Source organism: Nocardia sp. NPDC050630 (assembly GCF_044457245.1).
GTDB lineage: Bacteria > Actinomycetota > Actinomycetes > Mycobacteriales > Mycobacteriaceae > Nocardia.
In genome coordinates, this window is the sequence record NZ_JBITGN010000004.1 from 217,637 (window position 1) to 241,216 (window position 23,580).

Here is a 23,580-nt window from a genome sequence, read left to right on the forward strand (position 1 = left end):
GCGGATTCAGCTCGAGAATGGACGCTGACTCAGATCAAAGTGGACAGCACCAACCAGGACACGAAGGCCGAGGGCAGCATCGAATCGAGGCGGTCCATGATGCCGCCGTGGCCGGGCAGCAAGGTGCCCATATCCTTGATGCCCAATTCCCGCTTGACCTGGGATTCGATCAGATCACCCACGGTCGCGACCAATACCAGGCCGACGCCGAGCACCACGCCGATCATCGAATTGGCTTCCAACAGCAGGGTGACCGTGAGCAGGCCGCCGATTACGCTGAACACCAGCGAACCGCAGAAGCCCTCCCAGGACTTCTTCGGACTGATCGCGGGCACCATCGGATGCCTCCCGAACAGCACACCCGCGACGTAGCCGCCCACATCGGAGCAAACCACCAGAATCATGAAGGTCAGCACCCGCAGATTGCCGTCGGGCTCGAGCAGCAGCAGCGTCGCGAACGACGCGAGCAGCGGGATCCAGGCCAGGGTGAAGATCGTGATCGCGGTATCGCGCAAGAAGTTTCGCGGCGCCGTCTGCAAGCCGTGATCGAAAAGACGCCACACCATACAGATCAGCGTGGTCGCGGCGAAGGCGCCCGCCACACCGCTGGCACCCCACGGCCAGCCGAGCCAGAACACCGCTTGACCACCAACGATGAGCGGAATCCGCGGGACCAGGACATCCGCCTCCCGCAGCCGCTTGGCGACCTCCCAGGTGGCCACACCGACTCCCGCGGCCGCGACGCCGATGAATACCTTCGGTACGAACAGCAGAATCGCGATGAGCGACAGACCGAGACCGAAGCCGACGGCCAAAGCGGCGGGCAGATTGCGGCCGGCGCGCGAGGCGGGGGCTGGTGGTTCCGCCGAGTTCTCTTGTTGGACAGCGGGATTCACTGAGGCGGTCGAATATTCGGAGATCGCGGATGCGTCGCTTTCGGAGCCGGGCGTCGCCGGTTCCCAGGTCGAGGGGCCATCGGTGGCGGTTCCTGGAGTCGCGGGGCTGTTAGCCGCGGATCCGGGCGTCGCGGAACTGTTAGCCGCGGATCCGGGCGTCGCGGAACTGTTAGCCGCGGATCCGGGTGTCGCGGGCCCATCGGCAGCTGATTCAGAAGTGGCAGACCCATCGGCCGCACGCCCAAGGGCCGCGGGCCCACCGGCCGCACGCCCAGGGGCCGCGGGCCCATCGGCCGCACGTCCACATGTCACAGGCCCAACGGCCGCGAGGCCGGGAGTCGTCGGTCCCGATGGTACGGCAGTCGCGTCTCCCGGAGTCGCGGGCCGACCGGTCGAGGCCACAGGCGTCGAGGATCCCCAGCTCTCAGCCTCGGACGACGCGGAGTCGGTGCGCACGGGTTCGGGAGGTGCGGCTTCGGGAATCGCGGCGTCGACCGCGCGCCCGTCCGTCGCATCAACTGTGCCGTTGCCCGGCCTCGGCTCCTCGGCCGCACCGGTCGCGGCGGCGTTCTCGGCCACGATTGTCCCGTCGCTCAACTCGTCGTTCCGTTCGTCCCCCGCCCGGGCGGGCCCGCAAGATCCGGCCTCGGACCTCAGACCTCGAGCAGTTCAGCTTCCTTGTGCTTGACCAGTTCATCGACCTGGCCGACATATTTCGCGGTGGTCTTGTCGAGCTCCTTTTCGGCGCGCCCGACCTCGTCCTCACCCGCCTCGCCATCCTTCTGGATCCGCGACAGTTCGTCCATGGCCTTGCGGCGGACATTTCGAATCGAGACCTTGGCGTCCTCGCCCTTACCCTTGGCCTGCTTGGCCAGTTCACGGCGCCGCTCCTCGGTGAGCTGCGGGACCGAGATCCGAATGATGTCACCGTTGTTGGTCGGGTTGACACCGAGATCGGAATTGCGGATCGCGGTTTCGATCGCGCCGAGCGTCGACTGCTCGTACGGCTTGATCACCACCATCCGCGGCTCGGGCACGGAAATGCTGGACACCTGGGTAATCGGGGTCGGCGAACCGTAGTAGTCGATGACAATCCGTTGGAACATCCCCGGATTCGCCCGACCGGTACGGATGGAACCGAGGTCGTCCTTCGCCACCGAGACGGCCTTCTCCATCTTCTCCTCGGCGTCGAAGAGCGCTTCTTCAATCACGACCGTTTCCTCCACAGCGTCGTCATCGTCATGATCCGCGGGCGCGGGGTCAGGACCGAACCAATGTGCCGATCTTCTCACCGGCGACCGCACGGGCGATATTGCCCTTCGTCAACAAATTGAACACCAGCATGGGCATCTGGTTGTCCATACACAGGCTGAAGGCCGTCGCGTCGGCGACCTTCAGGTCACGCTCGATGACCTCTTTATGCGTGATTTCGGTGTACATGGTCGCGCTCTCGTCGACCCGGGGATCCGCGGTGAAGACCCCGTCGACGGCCTTTGCCATCAGCACTACATCGGCGTCGATCTCCAGTGCGCGCTGGGCGGCGGTGGTGTCGGTGGAGAAGTAGGGCATGCCCATGCCCGCGCCGAAGATGACAACGCGGCCCTTTTCCAAATGCCGCTTGGCGCGCAGCGGCAGATAAGGTTCGGCCACCTGGCCCATGGTGATCGCGGTCTGCACGCGGGTGTCGACGCCCTGCTGTTGCAGAAAGTCTTGCAGCGCAAGGCTGTTCATCACGGTGCCGAGCATGCCCATATAGTCCGAACGGGCGCGTTCCATACCGCGCTCCTCGAGTTCGGCGCCGCGGAAGAAGTTACCGCCGCCGATCACCACGGCCACCTGAACACCGCTGGAGACGACCTCGGCGATCTGCTCGGCGACCGTCTGCACCACATCGGGGTCGAGCCCGACCTTGCCGCCGCCGAACATCTCCCCACCCAATTTGAGGAGCACCCGGCGATATCCTGGGCGGTCCGTCCCGGGGTCGGTCATGGGTGTTCGTCTCCTTCGGCGATAGTTTCGGTCTGTCGACACAGCACGTGGGCCGGATGGCAACGCGGAAGCTCAATACGGAGCGCCCTTATCCTGCCCTACTCGGATTCGATGTGGGTAGAAGACCCCCTCGGACGCAACGAACTCGCCCGGTCAGGCTGAGGAATTGCGGATGAACGGATAACGTCCGGACAGCCGAAACCCCCCGTACACCGTATCCGGAGCACGAGGGGTTCACGGGCGTTATCAGGCCTGGCCGACCTCGAAGCGGGCGAAGCGGGTCACGGTGACACCGGCCTCGTCCAGCAGCGCCTTCACGGTCTTCTTCGAATCGGTGACCGACGCCTGCTCCAGCAGAACGACATCCTTGAAGAAGCCGTTGACGCGGCCCTCGGTGATCTTCGGCAGCGCGGCCTCGGGCTTGCCCTCTTCCTTGGCGGTCTGTTCGGCGATGCGGCGCTCGTTCTCCACCACGTCGGCCGGTACATCCTCGCGGGTCAGGTACTTGGCCTTGAGCGCGGCGACCTGCATGCCGACCGCACGCGCGGCCTCGGCGGCGGCGTCACCCTCGCCCTGGTACTCGACCAGCACGCCGACGGCCGGCGGCAGATCGGTGGCCCGCTTGTGCAGGTAGACGGCGACGGGGCCGTCGAAGGACGCGACCCGACGCAGCTCGAGCTTCTCGCCGATCTTGGCGGCCAGCGCCTGCAGTGCATCGTCGGCGGTCTGGCCGCCCAGGTCCAGCGCCTTGAGGGCGTCCAGGTCGGCCGGCTTGGCGGCCGCGGCGGCGGTCACGATCTTGTCCGCCAGACCCTGGAATTCGGCGTTCTTGGCGACGAAGTCGGTCTCGGAGTTGATCTCGATCAGCACGCCGTCCTTGGCGGCGACGAGACCCTCAGCAGTGGCGCGCTCGGCACGCTTGCCGACATCCTTGGCACCCTTGATGCGCAGCACCTCGACGGCCTTGTCGAAATCGCCGTCGGTCTCGACCAGCGCATTCTTGCAGTCCATCATCCCGGAGCCGGTGAGCTCCCGCAGCCGCTTCACGTCAGCGGCGGTGTATGTCGCCATGGGTGGCGATCCTCCTGTGTGTTGTTTCGGGTGGTAACACCACCTTGCCGACCGCTCCTGTTCAGGAGAGGTCGGCAAGGTGAACAGACGCTCGGCGATGATGGCGACGGGCTGGAGGCGGTGGCTTGCGTAACCACGCAGGCCCCGCCGCCATCGCCATCAAGCACTGCGACGATCAGGCGTCGGCCGGGGTGGCGGGGGCCTCGGCGGCAGCCTCGGCCTCGCTCGCGGCGGGGGCGGCCTGCGCGAGCAGCTCCTGCTCCCACTCGGCGAGCGGCTCGCCCGCACCGGCTTCCGGCTTCTCGTCACCGGAGGAGATACCGGCCCGCGCCTGCACGCCCTCGGCCACCGCGGAGGCGACGACCTTGGTCAGCAGAGCGGCGGAACGGATCGCGTCGTCGTTACCCGGGATCGGGTAGTCGACCAGGTCGGGATCGCAGTTGGTGTCCAGGATCGCGATGACCGGGATGTTCAGCTTGCGCGCCTCGCCGACGGCGATGTGCTCCTTGTTGGTGTCGACGACCCAGATGGCCGAGGGCACCTTGGCCATATCGCGGATACCGCCGAGGGTGCGCTCCAGCTTGTTCATCTCACGCGTGAGCATGAGGATTTCCTTCTTGGTGCGACCCTCGAAGCCACCGGTCTGCTCCATCGCCTCGAGTTCCTTGAGGCGCTGCAGGCGCTTGTGCACGGTGGAGAAGTTGGTGAGCATGCCACCCAGCCAACGCTGGTTGACGTAGGGCATTCCGACGCGAGTCGCCTCGGCCGCGATCGACTCCTGCGCCTGCTTCTTGGTGCCGACGAAGAGGACGGTGCCACCGTGGGCGACGGTCTCCTTGACGAACTCGTAGGCCTTGTCGATGTAGGTCAGCGTCTGCTGCAGGTCGATGATGTAGATGCCGTTGCGGTCGGTGAAGATGAACCGCTTCATCTTCGGGTTCCAGCGCCGGGTCTGGTGTCCGAAGTGTGCGCCGCTGTCGAGCAGCTGCTTCATTGTTACGACAGCCATGGTGTGCGTATCTCTCTTTCGTTGCCGGTTGCCGCGGCGAATCGGTGATCCGCCGCCCTGGCGCCTCCGAATCATCGGACCCGATCGCGAGGATCAGGACCAGCCGATGATTCCCTGCTCCGCATGCACTGCCGAGTCACGAAGTCGAACTCCGGTTCGAACAGCGCCGTTACGAACAAGCACAGGGTGGCGCGCGAAGTCGGTCCGTGCAGGCACAGACCGCTCGACCAGTCTACGGGCTGAGGGGGTCAGTTTCTAAATCGCCCTGTCATGGATCGAAACGAGTCATCTCCACAACCGAGCAAATTGTCCACACTCGCCGAAGCCGGGGCCCGCGGGCGCCGTGTGCGGCCGACGCTTGAAGCATGAATCGCATAGCAATCTCGATAACCATGCTCATCCCACCGCTGTTCCTGCTGTCACTGGTTCTGGCGCAGCCGGTTTCGGCAGCACCATCGAACGGCGCTGCTACTGCGGTGCTGCCTTGGGGTTCTCTGGCAACCGATGGGCTTGATGGCGGTTTCCCGGGGATGGAGGTCGTGATCGGGGAGTGCACGGGTTCGGCATGTCCGGCGGGTCGCGGACTGGCTCGGGTGCCGGATCCGCTTCGGGTTGCGCCGCTCGTTGTGAATGTCGCGCCTAGCGTGCTGGGTTCGAGAATCACGCCGGGTCCAGCCCGGGTGGACATCGCGCCCGGTGCGCTTGGCGTAAATGTCACGCCTGACTCGCAGCCGGTAAACGTCGCGCCGGATGCAGCCCGGGGCAACATCGCACCCGACGCACTCCGCGTGGACCACACACCCGACATGCTCGATGTGGGTAGTGCATTCGACATGCGTTCGGGAGGCGGGGCGCAGACGCAGATCTTCGACGACGGTGCTACGCCGCTCACCATCGATATCGCGCGTGGGGGCGGTACCGGGTCGGCGAGTTCCTTGCCGCGGGTTCTCTGCGATCTGCTGTCGCGGCTGCTGAGTTCGGTTAAGCAGGCTCCGCTCCCGCTGACGCGCTGATCTCGGATGAATCGCCTCGGCAGGGTCGGCGGTATCTATCATCGGCGACTGATTTCGATCGTTCTCGGGATCATCGCTCTGCTCGGACTCGTTGCGGAGCAGTCTGTTTCGGCTGCTCCGCACGAAGAGTTCGGCTGGCCGATGCAACCGCGACCTGCGGTCGAGCGGCAATTCGACAGACCCGCGCAGGACTGGCTACCCGGGCATCGCGGGGTCGATCTTGCGGGTACACCGGGGCAGGCGGTTTTCGCGGCCGGTGCGGGAATCGTGGTCTTCGCGGGAAGGGTCGCGGGCAAACCAGTTGTGTCGATCGACCACCCCGGTGGTCTTCGAACGACGTACGAGCCGGTACAAGCCGAGGTCTCGGTGGGCCTACGAGTTGCACGTGGAGCGCGAATCGGCACCGTGGAGGCAGGACACGAAGGTTGCGGGGCGGCGGCGTGCCTGCATTGGGGTGCGAGACGAGACGAGAGTGGGCACAGCCGCCGTGAGTACATCGATCCACTCGGACTCCTGCACTCCACTCCCCTGCGACTCAAGCCGGTGACTTGACTTCCTCCCCCCGCAGTCGAGGAACCGCCCCAGCTAGAGATCTCCACGCTACGGACATCTGATGCACCCGGCCGAGTAGCAGGTTCGGCGGGCGCACTTCCGTCGTGGCGGTTCCCGGACGAGGATCGGGTTATGGGATATGCGCTCGGAGATCCGCCGTTCACCTATACCGAGGTCGGCGCGACGAAGGAGGTGCTTCCTGCGGGCTATCACCGGTTTCGGCTGCGCCGCCGCATCGGATCCGGGCGGGCGCTGTTCGAGCGCGCGGGTGCGGAGATCCTGACGTATCGAATGCAGAAGGGCACCGGCATCTTTCGGGAGGCAGACACGCCGACCGCGGAGCCGGGGACGCGGCTGACGGTGCGGTTGGGCCTTGGACCGGTCGGTATCACGGCACCGTGCCGGGTCGTGTACGTCCTCGACGAACCCGACCGGCGCGGCTTTGCCTACGGCACGCTGCCCGGACATCCGGAGATCGGCGAGGAACTATTCGCTGTCGAATACGACCCGACCGACGATGTCGTCTATGGCCTGGTGACGGCCTTCTCCCGGCCCGGGGCCTGGTACGTCCGGCTCGGCGGACCCGTGGTACGAGCCATCCAGCGGATCATCGCCGGAAAGTACATCGATACGCTCCCGACCTCCGCCTGAGGATCCGCAAACGACCGGCTCAGGACAGCGGATTCCACTGCAGCATGACCGAATTCGCCGCACGCAATTCCACTGCGCACCTGGCCCAGCGCACCCCGGCATGCCGATGCGCGAGATCCACGCCGGGCAGCGCGATTGCCTCGATGGGCAGCAGCACGAAAGCGGAGCGACGATGAATCACTCGGCCGCCATCCAGGCGTCGCGTTCCGACCCCCGCATGTGCAAGAGCGTGTGGCGTCGGCTACCGCGTGCGGCGATGAACGCTCAGCCACCACCCAGACGTCACCCCCCAATCCCCACACGCACAACAACACTCGACGTCAGATACCGCATGCGACGACGAACGTTCAGCCACCACCCAAGCGTCACGCTCCATCCCCGCATGCACAACAGCGTTCGGCGTCAGGTAGCGCATCCGACGACGACGAACGCTCAGCCACCACCACACGTCCGCCCCCCATCCCCACACGCACAACAACACTCGACGTCAGATACCGCATGCGACGACGAATTGCTCGGGCGCCACCCAACCCCTCACTCCCATATGTCGGCACGGTCGAGAGGGCCTCGTCGGGTACTAGAGCTGTGCCTCGAGTGCGGCAGCTTCGGCGCGCAACAGGTCGCCGTGATCGGAGCGTCCGAGAGTGTCGTATTCGGCGGCGGCTTGCTGCCGGTCGGCGATTTCGGCACGGACGATCTGTTCGATATCGGCCTCAGTGAGATCGCGGCGGCGAGCTTCGGCGGCACCGAGTCCGACCGCACTGTTCTCGATGGCACCGGCCGCGATGTCCGCGGTATCGATGGCTTCGGCATTATCGATGGCGCCGAGGGCTGAGCGCAGTCCGGAGATCGCGGTGCGGTCGCGGGTCTTCATCGCAGCGGACAGGGCGATGCGGAGGCGCTCACGCAGAGGTACGGAATTGTCGATGGCATCCGTGGACATGGTCGCCGACCATACGTGCCGGGACCTCGCAGGTCGAGCGGTTTAGTCGATCAGCACACGAAGTCGCGGCACAATCTCACGGGGTGACGATGGCGAAGTTCGGATCCGGCGCGTCGATCACACCGACCAGCACGTTCAGCCCGCTGGGATTCCCGGCAACGGCGATATCGCCCGCGGCGACCAGTGCGCCGAGATTTCCGCCTATCAACAAGGCCCGAATCAGAATCGCCCGCGTCAAGGTGAAAGACGCGTCCGGATCGGGTAAGTCGGCGCCGTCGGGCTTGTCGTAGTGGACCATCAGGCCGTTGCGCAGTTCGAGGCGGTAGGTGCGTTTTTCGTCGGTAATGTGCCAGTCGATCACCACGCGCAGATTCCACGCCTTCGGTCCGTCGATGCGCAGCGCGATCGCGTCGAAGATCTGCTCGACGGTCAGCGCCTCGACCATCGTGGGCGCATTCGTCGTCGGCGTGCCGAACGAGCCGTTGCGCAGCTCATATGCTCCGCTGAGGTAGAAGTTGCGCCAGGTGGCGTTCTCCGCGCCATAGCCGAGTTGCTCGAAGGTGTTGGCCTGCAATGTTTTCGCCGCCTCGTTGGCCGGGTCGGCGAAGATGACGTAGTTGACGACCTGCGCGACCCACCGGTAGTCACCCGCGTCGTAAGCGGTTTGCGCCTTGCGCAGCACCTCCTCGGCACCGCCCATGAATTCCACATGGCGCCGCGCGGATTCGACCGGCGGATGCTCCCACAGATGCGCCGGATTACCGTCGAACCACCCCATGTACCGCTGGTAGATGGCCTTGACATTGTGGCTGACCGAGCCGTAATACCCGTGCGTATGCCACGCATCGGCGATGGCCGGTGGCAGCTCCGTCATCTCGGCGATCTCAGCACCCAGATTGCCCTGATTGAGCCTGCGCACCGTCTGATCGTGCAGATAGCCGTACAGGTCTCGTTGCAGCGAAAGGTATTCCACCAGCCGATCGGTTCCCCAGGTCGGCCAGTGATGTGAGGCGAAGACCACGTCAGAATTACGGGCGAACAGATTGATCGACTCGGTCAAATATTTGGCCCACACGCGCGGGTCACGCACCAGCGCGCCACGCAGTGTCAGCAGGTTGTGCATTGTGTGCGTGGCGTTTTCGGCCATGCACAGCGCGCGCATATCGGGGAAGTAGAAGTTCATCTCGGCGGGCGCCTCGGTGCCCGGGGTGAGCTGGAAGACGATCCGGATCCCGTCGATCGTTTCTTCCTGACCAGTGCTGGTGATATCCACCGTCGGCGGAATCAAGGTGATCGTGCCGAGCGAGGTGGTCTGTCCGAGACCCGCGCCGACTTGGCCCTTCGGCCCGCGTGGCAGCGCGGCGCCGTACATATAGGCAGATCGACGTCCCATCGCCGTTCCCACATAGATGTTTTCGGCAACCGCGTGTTCGAGGAATCCGGCCGGTGCGAGCACCGGGCAGCGGCCCGCCGCGACGTCGTCGACCGTCGTCACACCCATCGCACCGCCGAAATGGTCGGCGTGCGAATGGGTGTAGATCAATGCCGTCACCGGTCGATCGCCCCGGTGCGCGCGATACAGCGCCAAGCCCGCCGCAGCGGTCTCCGCCGAGATCAGTGGATCGATCACGAGCACGCCGGTGTCGCCCTCGATCAGCGTCATATTCGACAGGTCGAGCCCGCGGATCTGGTAGATACCGGCCGCGACCTCGTACAGCCCCTGCTTGACAACCAGACCGGACTGCCGCCACAGGCTCGGATTGACCGACGCAGGGCAGCTTCCCTGCAAAAAACCGTAGGAGTCGTTGTCCCACACCAACTTCCCATCCGACGCGCGAACCTCTCCGGGCTCGAGTGCCGCTTTGAAGCCGCGGTCCGCATCCGCGAGATCGGCCGTATCAGTGGGCAGTGCGCCACGCGCTCGTTGCTGCTCGGCGACGATGAATTCGCTCGGCTCGGTCGCAGTGCTCATATCCATCCTCCTGTGGTTGTCCGCCGAAGATGTCCAGCCCGCAACGCATTAGGGCCGTGAATCCGAAAAACCTATTGCGGCCGCGACGCATGCGACGGCCAGCACCGCCAGCGCTGTCGCGGCAATGGCGCCCCCGCCACGGCCGTAACGCCCCTGATGCAAGGCGCGATTGCGTGAAAAAGACAGGACAGCAACGGCCGCCATGGTGATCGCCGCGCCGGTCGGTGCGAGGGCGACCGCGCGCCACCCGTGCATCGCGGAATGATTGAGGAAAAGCGCCGCGACGACCATCGCGGCAACGGCGGTGCGCCGCCACGCCAATGCGGTGCGTTCGGCGGCCAAAGTCCTGGCATTCATCGGAACAACACCACCACGCACGCGAATACCGACACCACGGCGATACCCGCCGACAGAATCGGCACCATGATCGTGTCGGGTAGCGGTTCACCGCTTCGCATGGCCCGACCGACGCGCCGCCAATGCGCGTACGCACCGACCGCGATGATCACGGCGAGCACGATGCAGCTCATCGCGAGCGTGCGGCGCAATCCCGACATCCGCAACGGCTGCACCAGTGTGTGCACCGCGACACCGCCCGCAAGCAGACCGAGCGAGGTGCGCATCCAGGCCAGAAAGGTGCGTTCATTTGCGAGGGTGAAGCGATAGTCGATCTCGTCTTCCCCGTCCTCGGATTCCTCGGCGGGGTTGGGGAGGGTCATGCCGCCTCGGCTCGGACTGCGCCATGGTCGTCGTCGGAATTCACGGGCACCTCTCCATCGCTGGTCGGTTTCCTGCCGCATACGAACGCTCCGCTACGTCAGGTTAACTACCGGCATGGTCATCGTCCACGAAGATCACCCCCGCGGGTGCAGCGCCCCCGGTCAGACGGGTACGGCGTCCTGAAAGGTCATCGCGAGCCGATCAACAGTGGAGGCCATGAGTGCACGCTTGGGTAATCCGAGGGAGCGCAATTCGTCGGCCCAGGCGTGCTCGCCGAGGGACAGTTCGGCGCCACCGGGCCGCGCGCGCATGCCGGACGGCTCCATCTGCCACGGCGTGCAGCGGGTGATCCCGTCGATATGGGAGTACGCATCGAAGGAGGAGCCGCTGCGGCGCTGGGGGACCGCGAGCCCAGGGCGGATGGTGAGGTCGACGATCAACACTCCGTTCTGACGCAGTACCCCACGTCGCACGCTGCCCTCGTGCTGTGCGCCGAAATCGGCGATTTCCTTCGGGAAACCCCAGATACCTCGGCCCGCGGCCAAGGTGAATTCCCCGTCGACGGGAAGGCGATGGATGAAGACACCCGCGCCACCGGTGGAAAGCGCGCGCAGATCACCGAGCGCGCTGGTGTGCCCAGCGGTGTGGTGCCGGACCATGAACGACACACCGAACTCGTTGTACGGCCCGAGGTCGCCGTCGACGTAATCGACGAAAACGAGCGTGCACATCGCGCGACCGCCCGGCAGCCGGAGGATCTGCAGGCCGGAATAGTCGATGAGTCGCTGGGCGGCGGCCGCCGATACCGCGTAGGTCGCCATGAAGGCACGTGCAAGCCGAATCCGCACCGGCATCCGCACTTCCTTGCCCAGCACGGTATGTGTACTCATCGGCCCGACCCCGAGACAGCAGTGCGGCATGCACCGAACCTGTCGACAAATCGTGCGGTGTTCACGAATCCCTCCAAACTAGAACTCGTGTCAGAATAGCTGCCATTTCGTCATTGCTACACCACTTATCGCCATGAGAACGCGTTTCACAATTTCACCGCGCCCACGGGAGAGCCGCATCGAGTTCGCATACCACTGGTGGGCTGCACACACACGCACAGCGAGGTGCGGCCGCAGCAAGCGGAGGAGCGACTTCAGCCGATGGCGCCAGGAGACACCTTCGCCCCGATCATGGCGGTCGTACGCATTCCCGTCCGCCGCTCCGGTGGGCACTCAGGAACCGGAGCAAGCTTGGTCGCGTTTCTGCCCGCGCAATAAGGCCAACGCACCAACCCGAGGCTCCAGTCCGGTGGTCGTCCACCGATAGTATCGGCAGCCACGCACGGCTCGGCCGATGATTCCGGCCTGAACAGCGCGCCTCGCCCCGACCGGGCGCCGATCCTCGTCCGCGCTTCTGCGGCCCGTCAGGCGCGCGGGTGAGCTTGATCATGGACCTTCTTCAGGCGCTCGATGGAGACATGAGTGTAGAGCTGGGTGGTCGCCATACTGGCGTGGCCGAGAAGTTCTTGTACTACGCGCAGGTCCGCACCCCCCTCGAGCAGATGGGTTGCGGCCGAATGCCGCAGGCCGTGCGGTCCCAAATCCGGTGCGCCGGGAATTGCCGAAACGACCTCGTGGACAACCGTTCTGGCCTGTCGCTGGTCGAGCCGTTTACCGCGACGGCCGAGCAGTAGGGCGCGCCCGGAGTCCGCTGTCACGAGTGCGGGGCGACCGTACTGAAGCCAATTCGCGATCGCCTCGTCGGCTGGTACTCCAAAGGGCACCGAGCGCTCCTTATTGCCCTTACCGATAACGCGGACCAGCCGCCGTTCCCGATCGATATCGTCGAGATCCAGACCGCACAACTCGCTGACCCGAATTCCTGTCGAGTACAGCAACTCCACAATCAGCCGATCCCGCAATGCCATCGGATCGCGTTGCGCCGCACCCGATTCCGCAGCATCCATAGCCGCGACCGCCTGCTGCGTACCGAGTACCGCGGGCAACGCCCGATGCGCCTTCGGCGACCCGAGCCGCAACCCCGGATCGATCGCTAGCCGCCCAATGCTGGTCAGCCACGCGGTGAACGTCCTCGCCGAGGATGCCCGCCGCGCCATGGTCGTCCGCGCCGCCCCACCGGCCGACTGCGCCGCCAACCACGACCGCAACAATGCCAAATCCACTTCCCGCACCGCCGAATCCGCCGATCGCGCGACCAAATGCCCCAACAACGACCGCGCATCCCCCACATACGCCCGTGCCGTATGCACCGACCGATTCCGCCCGAGCCGCAAATGCCGCTCATACTCCGCCAGCAACGCCTCGAGATCCTCCGGCAGCTCCATCTCCCTACCGTCACCGCCCCCAACCCGACTTGGCAAGTAAGCACGCCGCAACACCGTAGGTTTACTGCCGTAGACACGGTCTGCCACGTCACCGCCTCGCCCCATCGTGGCGAAGCACGGGTTTCCAGACGCAATGTTCCTCGCCGTGAAAGGACCATTTCCCACACGGCATGGACGTGGGTCTGCGCGCTGCGGAGCCAGGGCGGTCATCTAGCGCCCGTTCGCTGGATTCGAGGTTCGGTGCCCGACGTACGATCCGCCTCCCGGGCGAGCACAGTTACTCCTCGAGGGCGAGCACACACCTCGTGCCGCGCGGCACGAGCACCTCGCCGCGCAGGTGCAGGCACTCCCGGAAGTAGCGCGCGCAGCGATCGGGTCGGCGCCTGAATCCTTCATCGGCTCTGACGATTTGCGGTTCGGTGCCAGCCGTTGTCGTCTATACCTACTAGGCCGGCGAGTTCGAGGGCGGGGAGGATGGCACGGACGATGGAGAGGTCCAGGCCGGAGTTTTCGGCGATGGCGCGGGGTTGGCGGGAGCCGATTCCGGGGAGGGCGGCATAGACCGAGGCTTCCTCGCCTTGCAATCGGTCGCTGGGGTCGGACGACTGGGTGGTTGGAAGTGATAGACGTAGTGGGCCTGCTTCATCGATGACCTCTTCGGCGCGGGTGACCAGCAGGGCCTCACCTTCGCGGATCATGCGGTGGCAGCCTGCCGATGACGCGGCGGTGACCGGACCGGGGATGGCGAGGGCGGGACGACCGAGGCGGCGGGCCCATTTGACGGTATTTCGAGCGCCGCTGCGTAGTCCCGCTTCTACGACGAGGACGCCGTCCGCCAGCGCGGCGATCAGGCGATTGCGGGCCAGGAACTGGTTCTTGTGGGCAACCGTACCCGGCGGATATTCGCTGATTACCAAACCTGTTTCGGCGATCTCGGCCAAGAGTCGCTCGTGCTGGGCGGGATAGGGGCGATCGACGCCGCAGGCAAGGACGGCGATCGTCGGAGCGCCGATGGCTAGCGCGCAGCGATGTGCCATACCGTCGATACCGAAGGCGGCTCCGGACACGATTGTCCAGCCCTGTGCGGCCAGGTCCCCGACGATCTCGCCGGTGACATGCTCGCCGTATCCGCTGCTGCAGCGCGCCCCGACTACGGCGATCGCCTGCTCGCTCGACTCCAACAACGAGCGCGGCCCACGCACCCATAGCGCCAACGGCACCGCCCCGTCACGATCGCGTCCGGGCTCTAGTTGTCGGAGTCCGAGCATTCGCCAGGCCGGCCACTCCGGATCGTCCGGAGTCACCAACCGACCACCCAAGTGCTCTATCCGCTCGAGATCCCTTGCCGCACAATCGATCTCCCTTCGTTTAACGGTCGCACCGAGCAACGACTCCGGCAGCTCACACTCCCGTACCGCCCGCGCCGCCTCCACCACCCCCACCGATTCGATCAACGATGACAGCGCCGCACACGGCCCCTGAACCACCCGAGACAAATACGCCCAAGCCAACCGCCGCTCATCAACATCCCCACGGGGAACCGCCAACTCCGATCCGCTCGAAACCCAACCATCGAGATCCACTACCCCATGCCCCGGACGAGGCGTGCTGCCAGCCCGGCCACAGCCCGGCGCATCCACCCTGCTGACCACCAATGCGACCGGATACGTATCACTTTCCAGCGAGGCATGCGCGGTTCTCGTTGCCGCAGCGTCATTCGCTGAGGCAATAGATCTGTCGTCCGCTACGTGATCCGAGGCAACGTCCGAATCGCCTGGGGCATACGGGCTGTCGCCCCCCAGCGGACCTGCGGTAAGAGCACCGCCACAGGTAACGGCAGCTCGGCAATCCGAGGTGACCATCGACTCAATCGCACACCTGGCGGTGTCGGATGCACCGCCCGCCGCAGTCTCTGGGCTTTCGGGCGCAACGACCGCTCGCGTCGCACAAGACCCGCTGCCCACCGAGGTGCGGGTGGTACCGCCCGCAGGACGGTCACCACACGCCGTCGATGCCGCACAATCGGAGACATCGCCCGTCGGCTCGCTCGGACACCCAGCGGCAGCAGGGCAACTCGCTGCCGTCGCCGCGAGATCCGAAGCGGTCGCGCCGATGTGCGCTGCGCCTGCGCACCCCGAGGCGTTTGCACCGCCGCGGATGTCTGGCGCAACAGACCTCATAACCTCACCGTCGATCGGGCGCTCGGCTCCAGTTGCCCCGCTCATTGGGAACCCCGTTGACGGAAGTTCAAGGCGGCCAGTACGTCTTGGGCGCTGGGTTGGTCGGCGTTGCGGAGGTCGCAGATGGTCCAGGCGACGCGGAGCGCGCGGTCGGCGCCGCGGGCAGAGAGACGGCCTAGACGGAGGGCGGCTTCGATGGGGGCGGTTGCTTCGTGGGGAAGTCGGAAACGTTGGCGCAGAATGTGGCCGGGGACTTCGGCGTTGGTTGACCAGCCGTAGTCCTTCCAACGCTGTACTGCGGTTTGCCGTGCGGCCGCGACTCGACGGCGCACGACCTCGCTGCTTTCGGCTTCCTCGGCGGCGAACGACGCTCCGGAGTGGCCGTGCATTTGAACCCAAATGTCTATGCGATCCATCAACGGCCCGGACAACTTGCCGAGGTATCGGCGGCGCGCGAGCGGGGCGCAGATGCAGTCGACATCGCGGGCGGGGGCACATGGGCAGGGATTCGCGGCCAAGACCAGTTGGAAACGGGCCGGATAGCGAGCCACACCGTCACGGCGTGCGATGCGAACTTCGCCCTCTTCCAGGGGAGTTCGCATCGCTTCCAGGACCTTGGTCCCTATCTCCGCACATTCATCGAGGAACAGAACCCCGCGATGAGCACGGCTGACGGCACCCGGGCGTGCGGTCCCCGATCCACCGCCGACCATGGCGCTGGCCGAGGTCGAGTGATGCGGAGCGACGAAGGGCGGCATAGTGATCAGCGGAGCGTCGTCGGAGAGCGCACCCGCGACCGAATGGATGGCCGTCACCTCGAGCGCTTCGGATTCGGTTAGTGGCGGCAGCAGGCCCGGAAGACGTTGCGCCAGCATGGTTTTACCGATTCCGGGCGGCCCCGTGAGCAGCAGGTGGTGTCCGCCGGCCGCGGCGACCTCCAATGCCCACCTGGCCTCATCCTGACCGACCACCTCGCTCAGATCGCCGCCGCAGCGCACCGTGTCGGGCAGCATGCCATTGGGCTCGACCAGACCGCCCTCACCGCGCAGCCACGCGACGACGGTGCGCAAGCTCGTGGCACCGAAAACCTCGATGCCATCGACGAGACCGGCTTCGGCCAGTGCGGATTCCGGCACGATCACCCGCGTCCAACCCGCCTTGCGTGCCGCGAGCACCGCGGGCAGGATGCCGCGCACCCGGCGGACACGCCCGTCCAGTGCCAATTCCCCTAGCAGCACGGTCTTTCCGAGCCGATCGGAGGGGACTGCGCCGGCCGCGTCCAGCACCGCGATCGCGAGCGCAAGATCGTAAACGCTGCCGATTTTGGGCAGTGTCGCCGGGGACAGTGCCAGGATCACGCGCCCATCCGGCCACTTCTCCCCGATATTCGCCACTGCGGAGCGCACCCGGTCACGGGATTCCTGCAGTGCGGTATCGGGCAGGCCGACCAGGTGCACCGAGGGCAGGCCCTGCCCGATATCCGCCTCGATTTCGACCAGCTGGCCGTCCACCCCGTTCACCGCGACCGAATACGCCACCCCCAGCGCCATCAGAACACCGCTTTCAGATGATCGATCACCGGTCGGTGGCCGCGGTGCAGCAGCACCGAAATCACGTCGAAGCGGATATCGCGCCACCGACCGTCCTGTTCGGAGAGCCACACCAGCGCAAGCCGCCTGATCCGCTGCTGCTTATCGAAGGTGACCGCCTCGGCGGGCGTGCCGAACCTCGTTCCGCTTCGCGTTTTGACCTCGACGAAGGCAGTCACGCGCCCGTCCCGGGCGATCAGATCCAGTTCGCCGTACTTGCACCGCCAATTCCTGCAGATGATCTCCATCCCGGCGGCCTGCAGGAATCGGGCCGCCAGTTCTTCCCCTTGTGCGCCGAGCGCCTGGTTTTCTGCCACCGGCTCAGCGTGCCCGGACCGCGCCCACGGCCGACGACGGCGACCTGCGCGAACAGAAAACCTGTGGATACCGGCTCAGCTGTGGACAACCCGGGCATCCAGCACCCGTACTCCACCTACTTGTCGGTGCCCAATGCTATTGGGGCGAGCACCCACCGGCGGGTCGGAGCGCCTACTCGGGCAACCGCAGATCCGGCTTCTCCAGCTCCTCGATATTCACGTCCTTGAACGTGATCACCCGAACATGCTTCACGAAGCGCGCGGGCCGGTACATATCCCACACCCACGCATCACTCATGCGCACCTCGAAGTAGACCTCACCGTCGGCGTTCTGCGGCCGCAATTCGACGGAGTTGGCCAGATAGAAGCGGCGCTCGGTCTCCACCACGTACGAGAACTGACCGACGATGTCCTTGTACTCCCGGTATAGCGAGAGCTCCATCTCGGTTTCGTATTTCTCCAGGTCCTCGGCACTCATCGGGTGGGACGTCCTCCTTCTCGCCGCACTGCGTCTGCTGACATCATCATCGCGCATGCGCCGCGTCGGTAGCCACTCGGCTATCCGGTTCGACGCCCTCCAGCAAAACCTCATCGGCCAGTTCCGCGTCGGCGTACTCCGCCGCGGCTACCGGTCGCAACCCCGCTGCCAGCCGCACATTGCGCCAGGATCGGCGATGCTCACTGCTCGGTCCGAGCCGCTCGAGCGCGGCCGTGTGCTCGGGCGTGTTGTAGCCCTTGTGCGCGGCGAACCCATAGCCCGGGAACCGTTCGTCCAGCTCGACCATCATTCGATCCCTGGTCACCTTGGCCAGGATGCTAGCCGCCGCGATACAAGCCGCGGTCGCGTCTCCGCCGATGACCGGCAGCGACGGCACCGGAATTCCGGGCACCCGGAATCCGTCGGTCAGCACATACCCCGGTGCCTGCCCGAGTCCGGCGACCGCGCGGCGCATGCCCTCGATATTGGCGACATGGATGCCGATCGAATCGATCTCCCAGGCCGGGATGACGACGACCTTCCAGGCCAGCGCCAACCGGGTGATAACCGGGTACAGCTCCTCGCGCACGGATTCGGTGAGCTTCTTGGAATCGTCGAGTCCGGCCAGCCGGTCGTAGGCCTTGGGAGCAAGCAGACAGGCGGCAACGACCAGTGGTCCCGCACAGGGGCCGCGCCCGGCCTCATCGACACCGGCGACCGGGCCGAGCCCGCTGCGGATCAGCGCGGCCTCCAGCGTGCGCAATCCACCGGCTCGACGCATCACGACACGCGGCGGCCACCCGTTGCCCGGAGTCGCGCCATTAGCCCTAGCCACTCGATCGTGCCCCACCATCCAATTATCCTGCGGCTCGCACTGATCAGTTCGTCTGGGGATCCTGTGCTTTCACCGGACCGATCCGGGTGGGCGGCCAGATCTTGAAGACCGTCTTGCCACGCACATTGTCGATCGGGACGGTGCCCTGCAGGTTATCGCTGACGTGGGCGCGTGAATCGGCGGACTGGTTGCGGTTGTCGCCCATCACCCACAGGTTGCCCTCGGGCACCTTGACCGGGCCGAATACCCGCCCTGCAGGGTAGGTCGCGTTCTGCTGACCCGGGTACCACGGGTAGTCGTTCAGGACGTACGGCTCGTCCAACGGCTTGCCGTCCACCATGACCCGCCCCTGCGCGTCACAGCACTGCACGGTCTGGCCACCGACGGCGATCACCCGCTTCACCAGATCGTTCTCATCCGGCGGCACGAGTCCGAAGAAAGAGAAGAAGTTCTGCACGCCGCGCACGACGACATTGCTGGACCGGATCGACTGGTAGCGGGTGTTCCAGGAGGGCGGCCCGACGAACACCACGACATCACCGGGCTGCGGCTCGCCCCAGTAGTAGCTCGGCTTCTCCACGTAGATGCGGTCGCCGATGAGCAACGTCTCTTCCATCGACTGGGACGGAATGACGTACGGGCGCCCAACGAAACTGACCATGAGTGCCGCGATTACCGCGGCGATGACAATGAGGACCGGCAGTTCTTGCCAGAAGGGGCGCTGCTTGCGCTTGGAGCGTCGTGAGCGGCGGCTCACGCCCTCGTCGTCCGAATCGGACACCGTCATCGACCCACTTTCGTCTGCCACGCCGAACAGATTAGCCCGGCACCGGAACGGACGTCCGATGCCGGGCTAGCTGAAGAACTTTCGTGCCGAGCGGTGCCGCTAGTAGGTCAGCGCTTTTCCTTGATCTTGGCGGCCTTGCCGCGCAGATCGCGCAGGTAGTACAGCTTGGCACGGCGGACGTCACCGCGGGTCACGACATCGATGTGGTCGATGTTGGGGCTGTGCACCGGGAAGGTGCGCTCCACGCCGACACCGAACGACACCTTGCGGACGGTGAAGGTCTCGCGGATGCCGCCACCCTGACGCCGGATCACGACGCCCTTGAAGACCTGGATGCGCTCCTTCGAGCCTTCGATGACCTTCACGTGCACGTTGAGCGTGTCGCCCGGACGGAAGTCGGGGACGTCGCTGCGCAGCGACTTTTCGTCGACGAAGTCAAGGGTGTTCATTTCATCCTTCTGATGTTTGCGCGAGCAGAGGACCCTGGCGGCACTGGCGTGCTCGACCGGTTCATACTCCGAATAAGGGGTGCTCCGTGGGTCGAATGCACCCAGGGCAACCTGTGCATTGTGCCAGATCGGCGGGTCGCGGGAAAAATCGGGCCCCGTTCACCCGATGGCCGCGCGGTGCACCGCGGCCGCGAGACGGCATGGCGGATTTCCGTGATCGATTCCTCTCCCATCAGACCACAAGTGGTCTGGTCGGGCGCAGGGCCCTTGATGGGAGGAGGACCCGCGAAACCCAGCGGCGCGAACCAGGCCTTCGGCTCGTCGCCGACGAACGATATGGGAGGCGGCAGCGCAGCCGGAACAGCAAGCGGTGCTGGCGGATTCGGTCCATGCACCAGCGCATTCTCGTGAACGCGAGACACGGTGCAGTTGCGCTGGGAAGGCGCAACGATCAGTCGCGATGGGAGTGGTCGGACACGGCGGGCAGGTGCCAATGGGCGGGGGCCGGGGGTGCGGGGACGACGGTACGGGCCAATTCGGCTTCGGCGGCCTCGCGGACGTGGACGACGTCGGGTTTTCCGGCAACGAGGTCTTGTACGAAGATCTTCGCGCGGATCATTGGGCGTCGGTACCGACGTTCGCGGACGATCGCCCGATACATGAGCCGCCGCCTGCCTGGATAACGCCAACGAGCCCACGGTGCTCCCGGTCGGCTCAGGCGGAATGCGCCGACTACGAGTAGGGGCAGGAAGAACATGCCGAACAGCCCGGTCCAGATCTTGCCCTTCGCGATGACGATTGCCGCCAGCCCGAGATTCACCACGGCGAACAGAACGATGAAGATACGGACTCCGGTGCTGGCATCGCGACGGAAGTCGTTGATATCCAGTAGCCACAGCGGATGGAATCCGAGCAGCAGTAGTCCGGTCACCGCGAGCGCGACGAAGACCGCGTCCACCGAGGTGCGGCCCTGCTCCTCCCAGTACACATCGCGCAGATAGAAGATCAGCGCGAATTCGTCGAGGGTCAGGGCCGCGCCGACACCGAAGACGGCGGCGAGCAGGCTCGCGGTGAGCGTGGTGGCATTCGCGTACGTGGTGACCATCCCGATGCCGGACAGCAGTACGAGGATGACCCCGAACACCATGTGGTGGATGTGCACACCACCGGAGCGCAGATTACCGGGCCACCAGCGGACCTGCTTGCGGATCAACCGCACGCTGAGCCGGATCAGCAGGAAGCCGACGATGAACCCGAGGAGGAAACACAGCAGCGGAAGGCGGCCGTGCCCGATCACATCGTCTTCGAGCCACCGTCGCATGGCCTCCTACAAACCTCCGCCCGTATCGCCCTTACTGCCCGAAACCGGCCCGCCGCAGCGCATCCGCCATCGAACCGCTCGGTGCGGGGGCGTTGCGCCGCTGGTTGCCCTGGTTGCGGCCCTGGTTCTGCTGCCTGCCCTGGGCCTGCTGCCTACCCTGACCATTCTGCCGCTGTCCGCCGCGATCCTGCCCTCCCCGACCGCCTTGGCCACGACCGCGACCACCGTCGCCCTTGGCCGCTACGCCCGGCTCATCGTCCAACCGCAGCGACAGCCCGATGCGCTGACGTGCGACATCGACCTCGAGCACCTTCACCTTGACGACATCACCGGACTTCACGACCTCGCGCGGATCCTTGACGAAGTTGTGCGACATGGCCGAGACGTGCACGAGGCCGTCCTGGTGCACACCGACATCGACAAAGGCACCGAATGCGGCCACATTGGTGACTACCCCCTCGAGCACCATGCCCGGCCGCAGATCCGCGACCTTCTCCACACCCGCCGCGAATTCGGCCGTCTTGAATTCCGGACGCGGGTCGCGACCCGGCTTCTCGAGTTCGGAGATGATGTCGGTAACGGTGGGGATACCGAACTTCTCATCGGTGAAATCGGCGGGCCGCAGCGCGCGCAAGGTGGTGGTGTTGCCGATCAGTTCCGACATGCCGCGCCCGGTCGATTCCAGGATGCGCCGCACCACCGGATAGGCCTCGGGGTGCACGGCGGAGGTATCGAGCGGATCGTCGCCGCCGCGGATGCGCAGGAAGCCCGCGCACTGTTCGAAGGCCTTGGGACCCAGGCGCGGCACGTCGAGCAGTGCGGTGCGGCTGCGGAACGGGCCGTGCTGATCACGGTGCGACACAATGCTTTCGGCGATCGAATTGGCGATACCGGAAACCCGCGACAGCAGCGGCACCGATGCGGTGTTCACATCGACACCGACCGCGTTCACCGCATCCTCGACCACCGCGCCCAGCGAGCGGGCCAGCAGGGTTTCGGAGACATCGTGCTGGTACTGACCGACGCCGATGGACTTCGGGTCGATCTTCACCAGCTCGGCCAGCGGGTCCTGCAGACGACGGGCGATGGAAACCGCGCCGCGCAGCGAGACGTCCATATCCGGTAGTTCCTGCGAGGCATACGCCGATGCGGAGTACACCGATGCGCCTGCCTCGGAGACCACGATCTTGGTCGGCTTGTGCTCCGGAATCCGGGAAATAAGTTCGGCGGCAAGGGCATCGGTCTCGCGCGAGGCGGTGCCGTTGCCGATGGCGATGAGTTCGACGCCGAAGCGGGCGACCAGCGCGCCGAGTACTGCGAGGGATTTCTCGGTCTGGCCCTGCGGCTTGTGCGGGTAGATGACCTCGGTCGCGACCACCTTGCCGGTGGCGTCGACGACGGCGACCTTCACGCCGGTACGGTAGCCCGGGTCCAGCCCCATGGTGGTGCGGGTACCCGCGGGAGCGGCCAGCAGCAGGTCGCGCAGGTTCGCGGCGAAAACGTCGACGGCGTCCTTCTCGGCGGCCTGACGCAACCGCATGCGGGTGTCGATACCAAGGCTCACTTGCAGTTTCGTGCGCCACGCCCAGCGCACCGTATCCAGCAACCAGGTATCGGCGGCCCGGCCCCGATCGGCGATATCGAACTTCACCGCGATGCGGCCCTCGTAGACTGAGCGCTCGCCGGGCTGCAACTCCTCGGTGTCGGGCTCGAGCTGCAGCTGCAGGATCTCTTCCTTCTCTCCGCGCAGCAGCGCGAGGATCCGGTGCGAGGGCAGCTTGGTGAACGGCTCGCTGAACTCGAAGTAGTCGGCGAACTTAGCGCCCGCCTCCTCCTTGCCCGGCCGCACGCTCGAGCTGACCTGGCCGCGGTTCCACATCAGCTCACGCAGTTCGCCGACCAGATCGGCGTCCTCGGCGAAACGCTCGACCAGAATGGCGCGGGCACCGTCGAGCTGTTCGGCGGTGTACTGGGCGGGATCGGTGGTCGGATCGCCGATCAGCGCATCGGCGACGGGTTCGTGACCGGCCTCGCGGGCGATCTGCGCCTTGGTGCGCCGCTTCGGCTTGTACGGCAGGTAGATGTCTTCGAGGCGGGCCTTGGTCTCGGCGGTCATCAGCTGCCCGAGCAGCGCGTCATCGAGTTTGCCCTGGCCCTTGATGGATTCGATGATCGCGCCGCGGCGCTCGTCGAGTTCGCGCAGGTAGGTCAGGCGCTCGTCGAGCTGGCGGAGCTGGGCGTCATCGAGGCCACCGGTGACCTCTTTTCGGTACCGCGCGATGAAGGGCACCGTGGAACCCGCATCCAGCAGCTCGACGGCGGCCCGGACCTGGGTCTCGCGCACGCCGAGCTCATCGGCGATGCGCCGGCCCACGCTGGCCAGAGCTGTGGTCGCGGCCGGTGTGGCGGCGGTCGTGTCGGTGTTCGTCGCTGAACTGGCGATCTCGGGCGCTGTCGTCACGCCCGAGACACT

At 65.7% G+C, this 23,580-nt stretch carries 24 protein-coding genes; 3 read left to right on the top strand and 21 right to left on the bottom strand.

Features of this window, described 5'->3' with window-relative positions; translation table 11 throughout:
- Positions 1 to 29 precede the first annotated feature (29 nt).
- The 5 genes from ACIBG0_RS13630 to rpsB form a co-directional block, all read right to left on the bottom strand.
- Positions 30 to 896, bottom strand: coding sequence for a phosphatidate cytidylyltransferase (locus ACIBG0_RS13630; protein WP_397032285.1), 867 nt, complete (start codon positions 894 to 896; stop codon positions 30 to 32).
- A gap of 653 nt (positions 897 to 1,549) precedes the next feature.
- Positions 1,550 to 2,107 (bottom strand): ribosome recycling factor, encoded by a 558-nt coding sequence (gene frr / locus ACIBG0_RS13635; RefSeq protein WP_397032287.1) that lies wholly within the window; start codon positions 2,105 to 2,107, stop codon positions 1,550 to 1,552.
- A 49-nt stretch (positions 2,108 to 2,156) separates the two neighbouring features.
- Complete coding sequence (gene pyrH, locus ACIBG0_RS13640) at positions 2,157 to 2,885, bottom strand: UMP kinase (protein ID WP_364341682.1); 729 nt, start codon at positions 2,883 to 2,885, stop codon at positions 2,157 to 2,159.
- A 246-nt stretch (positions 2,886 to 3,131) separates the two neighbouring features.
- Positions 3,132 to 3,956, bottom strand: a complete 825-nt coding sequence (gene tsf / locus ACIBG0_RS13645; RefSeq protein ID WP_062993452.1) for a translation elongation factor Ts — start codon at positions 3,954 to 3,956, stop codon at positions 3,132 to 3,134.
- A gap of 175 nt (positions 3,957 to 4,131) precedes the next feature.
- Entirely contained in the window at positions 4,132 to 4,965 is an 834-nt protein-coding gene (gene rpsB / locus ACIBG0_RS13650; protein WP_364341686.1) for a 30S ribosomal protein S2, read from the bottom strand.
- Between the two features lie 365 nt (positions 4,966 to 5,330).
- Between rpsB and ACIBG0_RS13655 the strand changes: the two genes are divergently transcribed.
- From ACIBG0_RS13655 to ACIBG0_RS13665, 3 genes are all read left to right on the top strand, one after another.
- On the top strand, positions 5,331 to 5,978 hold the full coding sequence (locus ACIBG0_RS13655) for a hypothetical protein (protein WP_397032288.1): 648 nt from the start codon (positions 5,331 to 5,333) through the stop codon (positions 5,976 to 5,978).
- Between the two features lie 6 nt (positions 5,979 to 5,984).
- Positions 5,985 to 6,530 (top strand): M23 family metallopeptidase, encoded by a 546-nt coding sequence (locus ACIBG0_RS13660; RefSeq protein ID WP_397032290.1) that lies wholly within the window; start codon positions 5,985 to 5,987, stop codon positions 6,528 to 6,530.
- Between the two features lie 132 nt (positions 6,531 to 6,662).
- Entirely contained in the window at positions 6,663 to 7,181 is a 519-nt protein-coding gene (locus ACIBG0_RS13665; RefSeq protein ID WP_397032292.1) for a DUF1990 family protein, read from the top strand.
- Positions 7,182 to 7,200: 19 nt separating this feature from the next.
- Here the strand turns inward: ACIBG0_RS13665 and ACIBG0_RS13670 are convergent, their stop codons facing one another.
- The 16 genes from ACIBG0_RS13670 to ACIBG0_RS13745 form a co-directional block, all read right to left on the bottom strand.
- The gene (locus ACIBG0_RS13670; protein ID WP_397032293.1) at positions 7,201 to 7,362 is read right to left on the bottom strand and encodes a hypothetical protein; all 162 of its coding nucleotides are present in this window, start codon (positions 7,360 to 7,362) and stop codon (positions 7,201 to 7,203) included.
- 396 nt (positions 7,363 to 7,758) lie between these two features.
- Positions 7,759 to 8,124: a hypothetical protein gene (locus tag ACIBG0_RS13675; RefSeq protein WP_397032295.1), complete on the bottom strand. Its 366-nt coding sequence runs from the start codon at positions 8,122 to 8,124 to the stop codon at positions 7,759 to 7,761.
- Positions 8,125 to 8,200: 76 nt separating this feature from the next.
- On the bottom strand, positions 8,201 to 10,096 hold the full coding sequence (locus ACIBG0_RS13680) for an alkyl/aryl-sulfatase (protein WP_397032297.1): 1,896 nt from the start codon (positions 10,094 to 10,096) through the stop codon (positions 8,201 to 8,203).
- A 48-nt stretch (positions 10,097 to 10,144) separates the two neighbouring features.
- On the bottom strand, positions 10,145 to 10,453 hold the full coding sequence (locus tag ACIBG0_RS13685; protein ID WP_397032299.1) for a DUF202 domain-containing protein: 309 nt from the start codon (positions 10,451 to 10,453) through the stop codon (positions 10,145 to 10,147).
- Positions 10,450 to 10,815: a YidH family protein gene (locus tag ACIBG0_RS13690; RefSeq protein ID WP_397032301.1), complete on the bottom strand. Its 366-nt coding sequence runs from the start codon at positions 10,813 to 10,815 to the stop codon at positions 10,450 to 10,452. The genes ACIBG0_RS13685 and ACIBG0_RS13690 overlap by 4 nt, the downstream gene beginning before the upstream one ends.
- Positions 10,816 to 10,977: 162 nt before the next feature.
- The gene (locus ACIBG0_RS13695; protein WP_397032303.1) at positions 10,978 to 11,706 is read right to left on the bottom strand and encodes an acetoacetate decarboxylase family protein; all 729 of its coding nucleotides are present in this window, start codon (positions 11,704 to 11,706) and stop codon (positions 10,978 to 10,980) included.
- Between the two features lie 524 nt (positions 11,707 to 12,230).
- A complete protein-coding gene (locus ACIBG0_RS13700; protein ID WP_397032305.1) occupies positions 12,231 to 13,151 on the bottom strand; it encodes a tyrosine recombinase XerC in 921 nt (306 codons plus the stop codon).
- A 392-nt stretch (positions 13,152 to 13,543) separates the two neighbouring features.
- Positions 13,544 to 14,662 carry a DNA-processing protein DprA gene (gene dprA, locus ACIBG0_RS13705; RefSeq protein WP_397032307.1) on the bottom strand — a complete coding sequence of 373 codons (1,119 nt, stop codon included), beginning with the start codon at positions 14,660 to 14,662 and terminating at the stop codon, positions 13,544 to 13,546.
- Between the two features lie 710 nt (positions 14,663 to 15,372).
- Positions 15,373 to 16,881, bottom strand: a complete 1,509-nt coding sequence (locus ACIBG0_RS13710) for a YifB family Mg chelatase-like AAA ATPase (protein ID WP_397032309.1) — start codon at positions 16,879 to 16,881, stop codon at positions 15,373 to 15,375.
- A complete protein-coding gene (locus ACIBG0_RS13715; RefSeq protein WP_397032311.1) occupies positions 16,881 to 17,237 on the bottom strand; it encodes a YraN family protein in 357 nt (118 codons plus the stop codon). Before ACIBG0_RS13715 ends, ACIBG0_RS13710 begins: the two co-directional genes overlap by 1 nt.
- Before the next feature lie 172 nt (positions 17,238 to 17,409).
- Complete coding sequence (locus ACIBG0_RS13720; RefSeq protein WP_011210678.1) at positions 17,410 to 17,715, bottom strand: DUF2469 domain-containing protein; 306 nt, start codon at positions 17,713 to 17,715, stop codon at positions 17,410 to 17,412.
- Between the two features lie 46 nt (positions 17,716 to 17,761).
- The gene (locus ACIBG0_RS13725) at positions 17,762 to 18,568 is read right to left on the bottom strand and encodes a ribonuclease HII (protein WP_397032312.1); all 807 of its coding nucleotides are present in this window, start codon (positions 18,566 to 18,568) and stop codon (positions 17,762 to 17,764) included.
- A 25-nt stretch (positions 18,569 to 18,593) separates the two neighbouring features.
- Complete coding sequence (gene lepB, locus ACIBG0_RS13730) at positions 18,594 to 19,337, bottom strand: signal peptidase I (RefSeq protein WP_397032691.1); 744 nt, start codon at positions 19,335 to 19,337, stop codon at positions 18,594 to 18,596.
- Between the two features lie 107 nt (positions 19,338 to 19,444).
- Positions 19,445 to 19,786, bottom strand: a complete 342-nt coding sequence (gene rplS, locus ACIBG0_RS13735; RefSeq protein WP_011210681.1) for a 50S ribosomal protein L19 — start codon at positions 19,784 to 19,786, stop codon at positions 19,445 to 19,447.
- A gap of 451 nt (positions 19,787 to 20,237) precedes the next feature.
- A complete protein-coding gene (locus ACIBG0_RS13740) occupies positions 20,238 to 21,107 on the bottom strand; it encodes a hypothetical protein (RefSeq protein WP_397032314.1) in 870 nt (289 codons plus the stop codon).
- Positions 21,108 to 21,138: 31 nt separating this feature from the next.
- Positions 21,139 to 23,568 (bottom strand): Tex family protein, encoded by a 2,430-nt coding sequence (locus ACIBG0_RS13745; RefSeq protein ID WP_397032316.1) that lies wholly within the window; start codon positions 23,566 to 23,568, stop codon positions 21,139 to 21,141.
- Between the last annotated feature and the right edge of the window lie 12 nt (positions 23,569 to 23,580).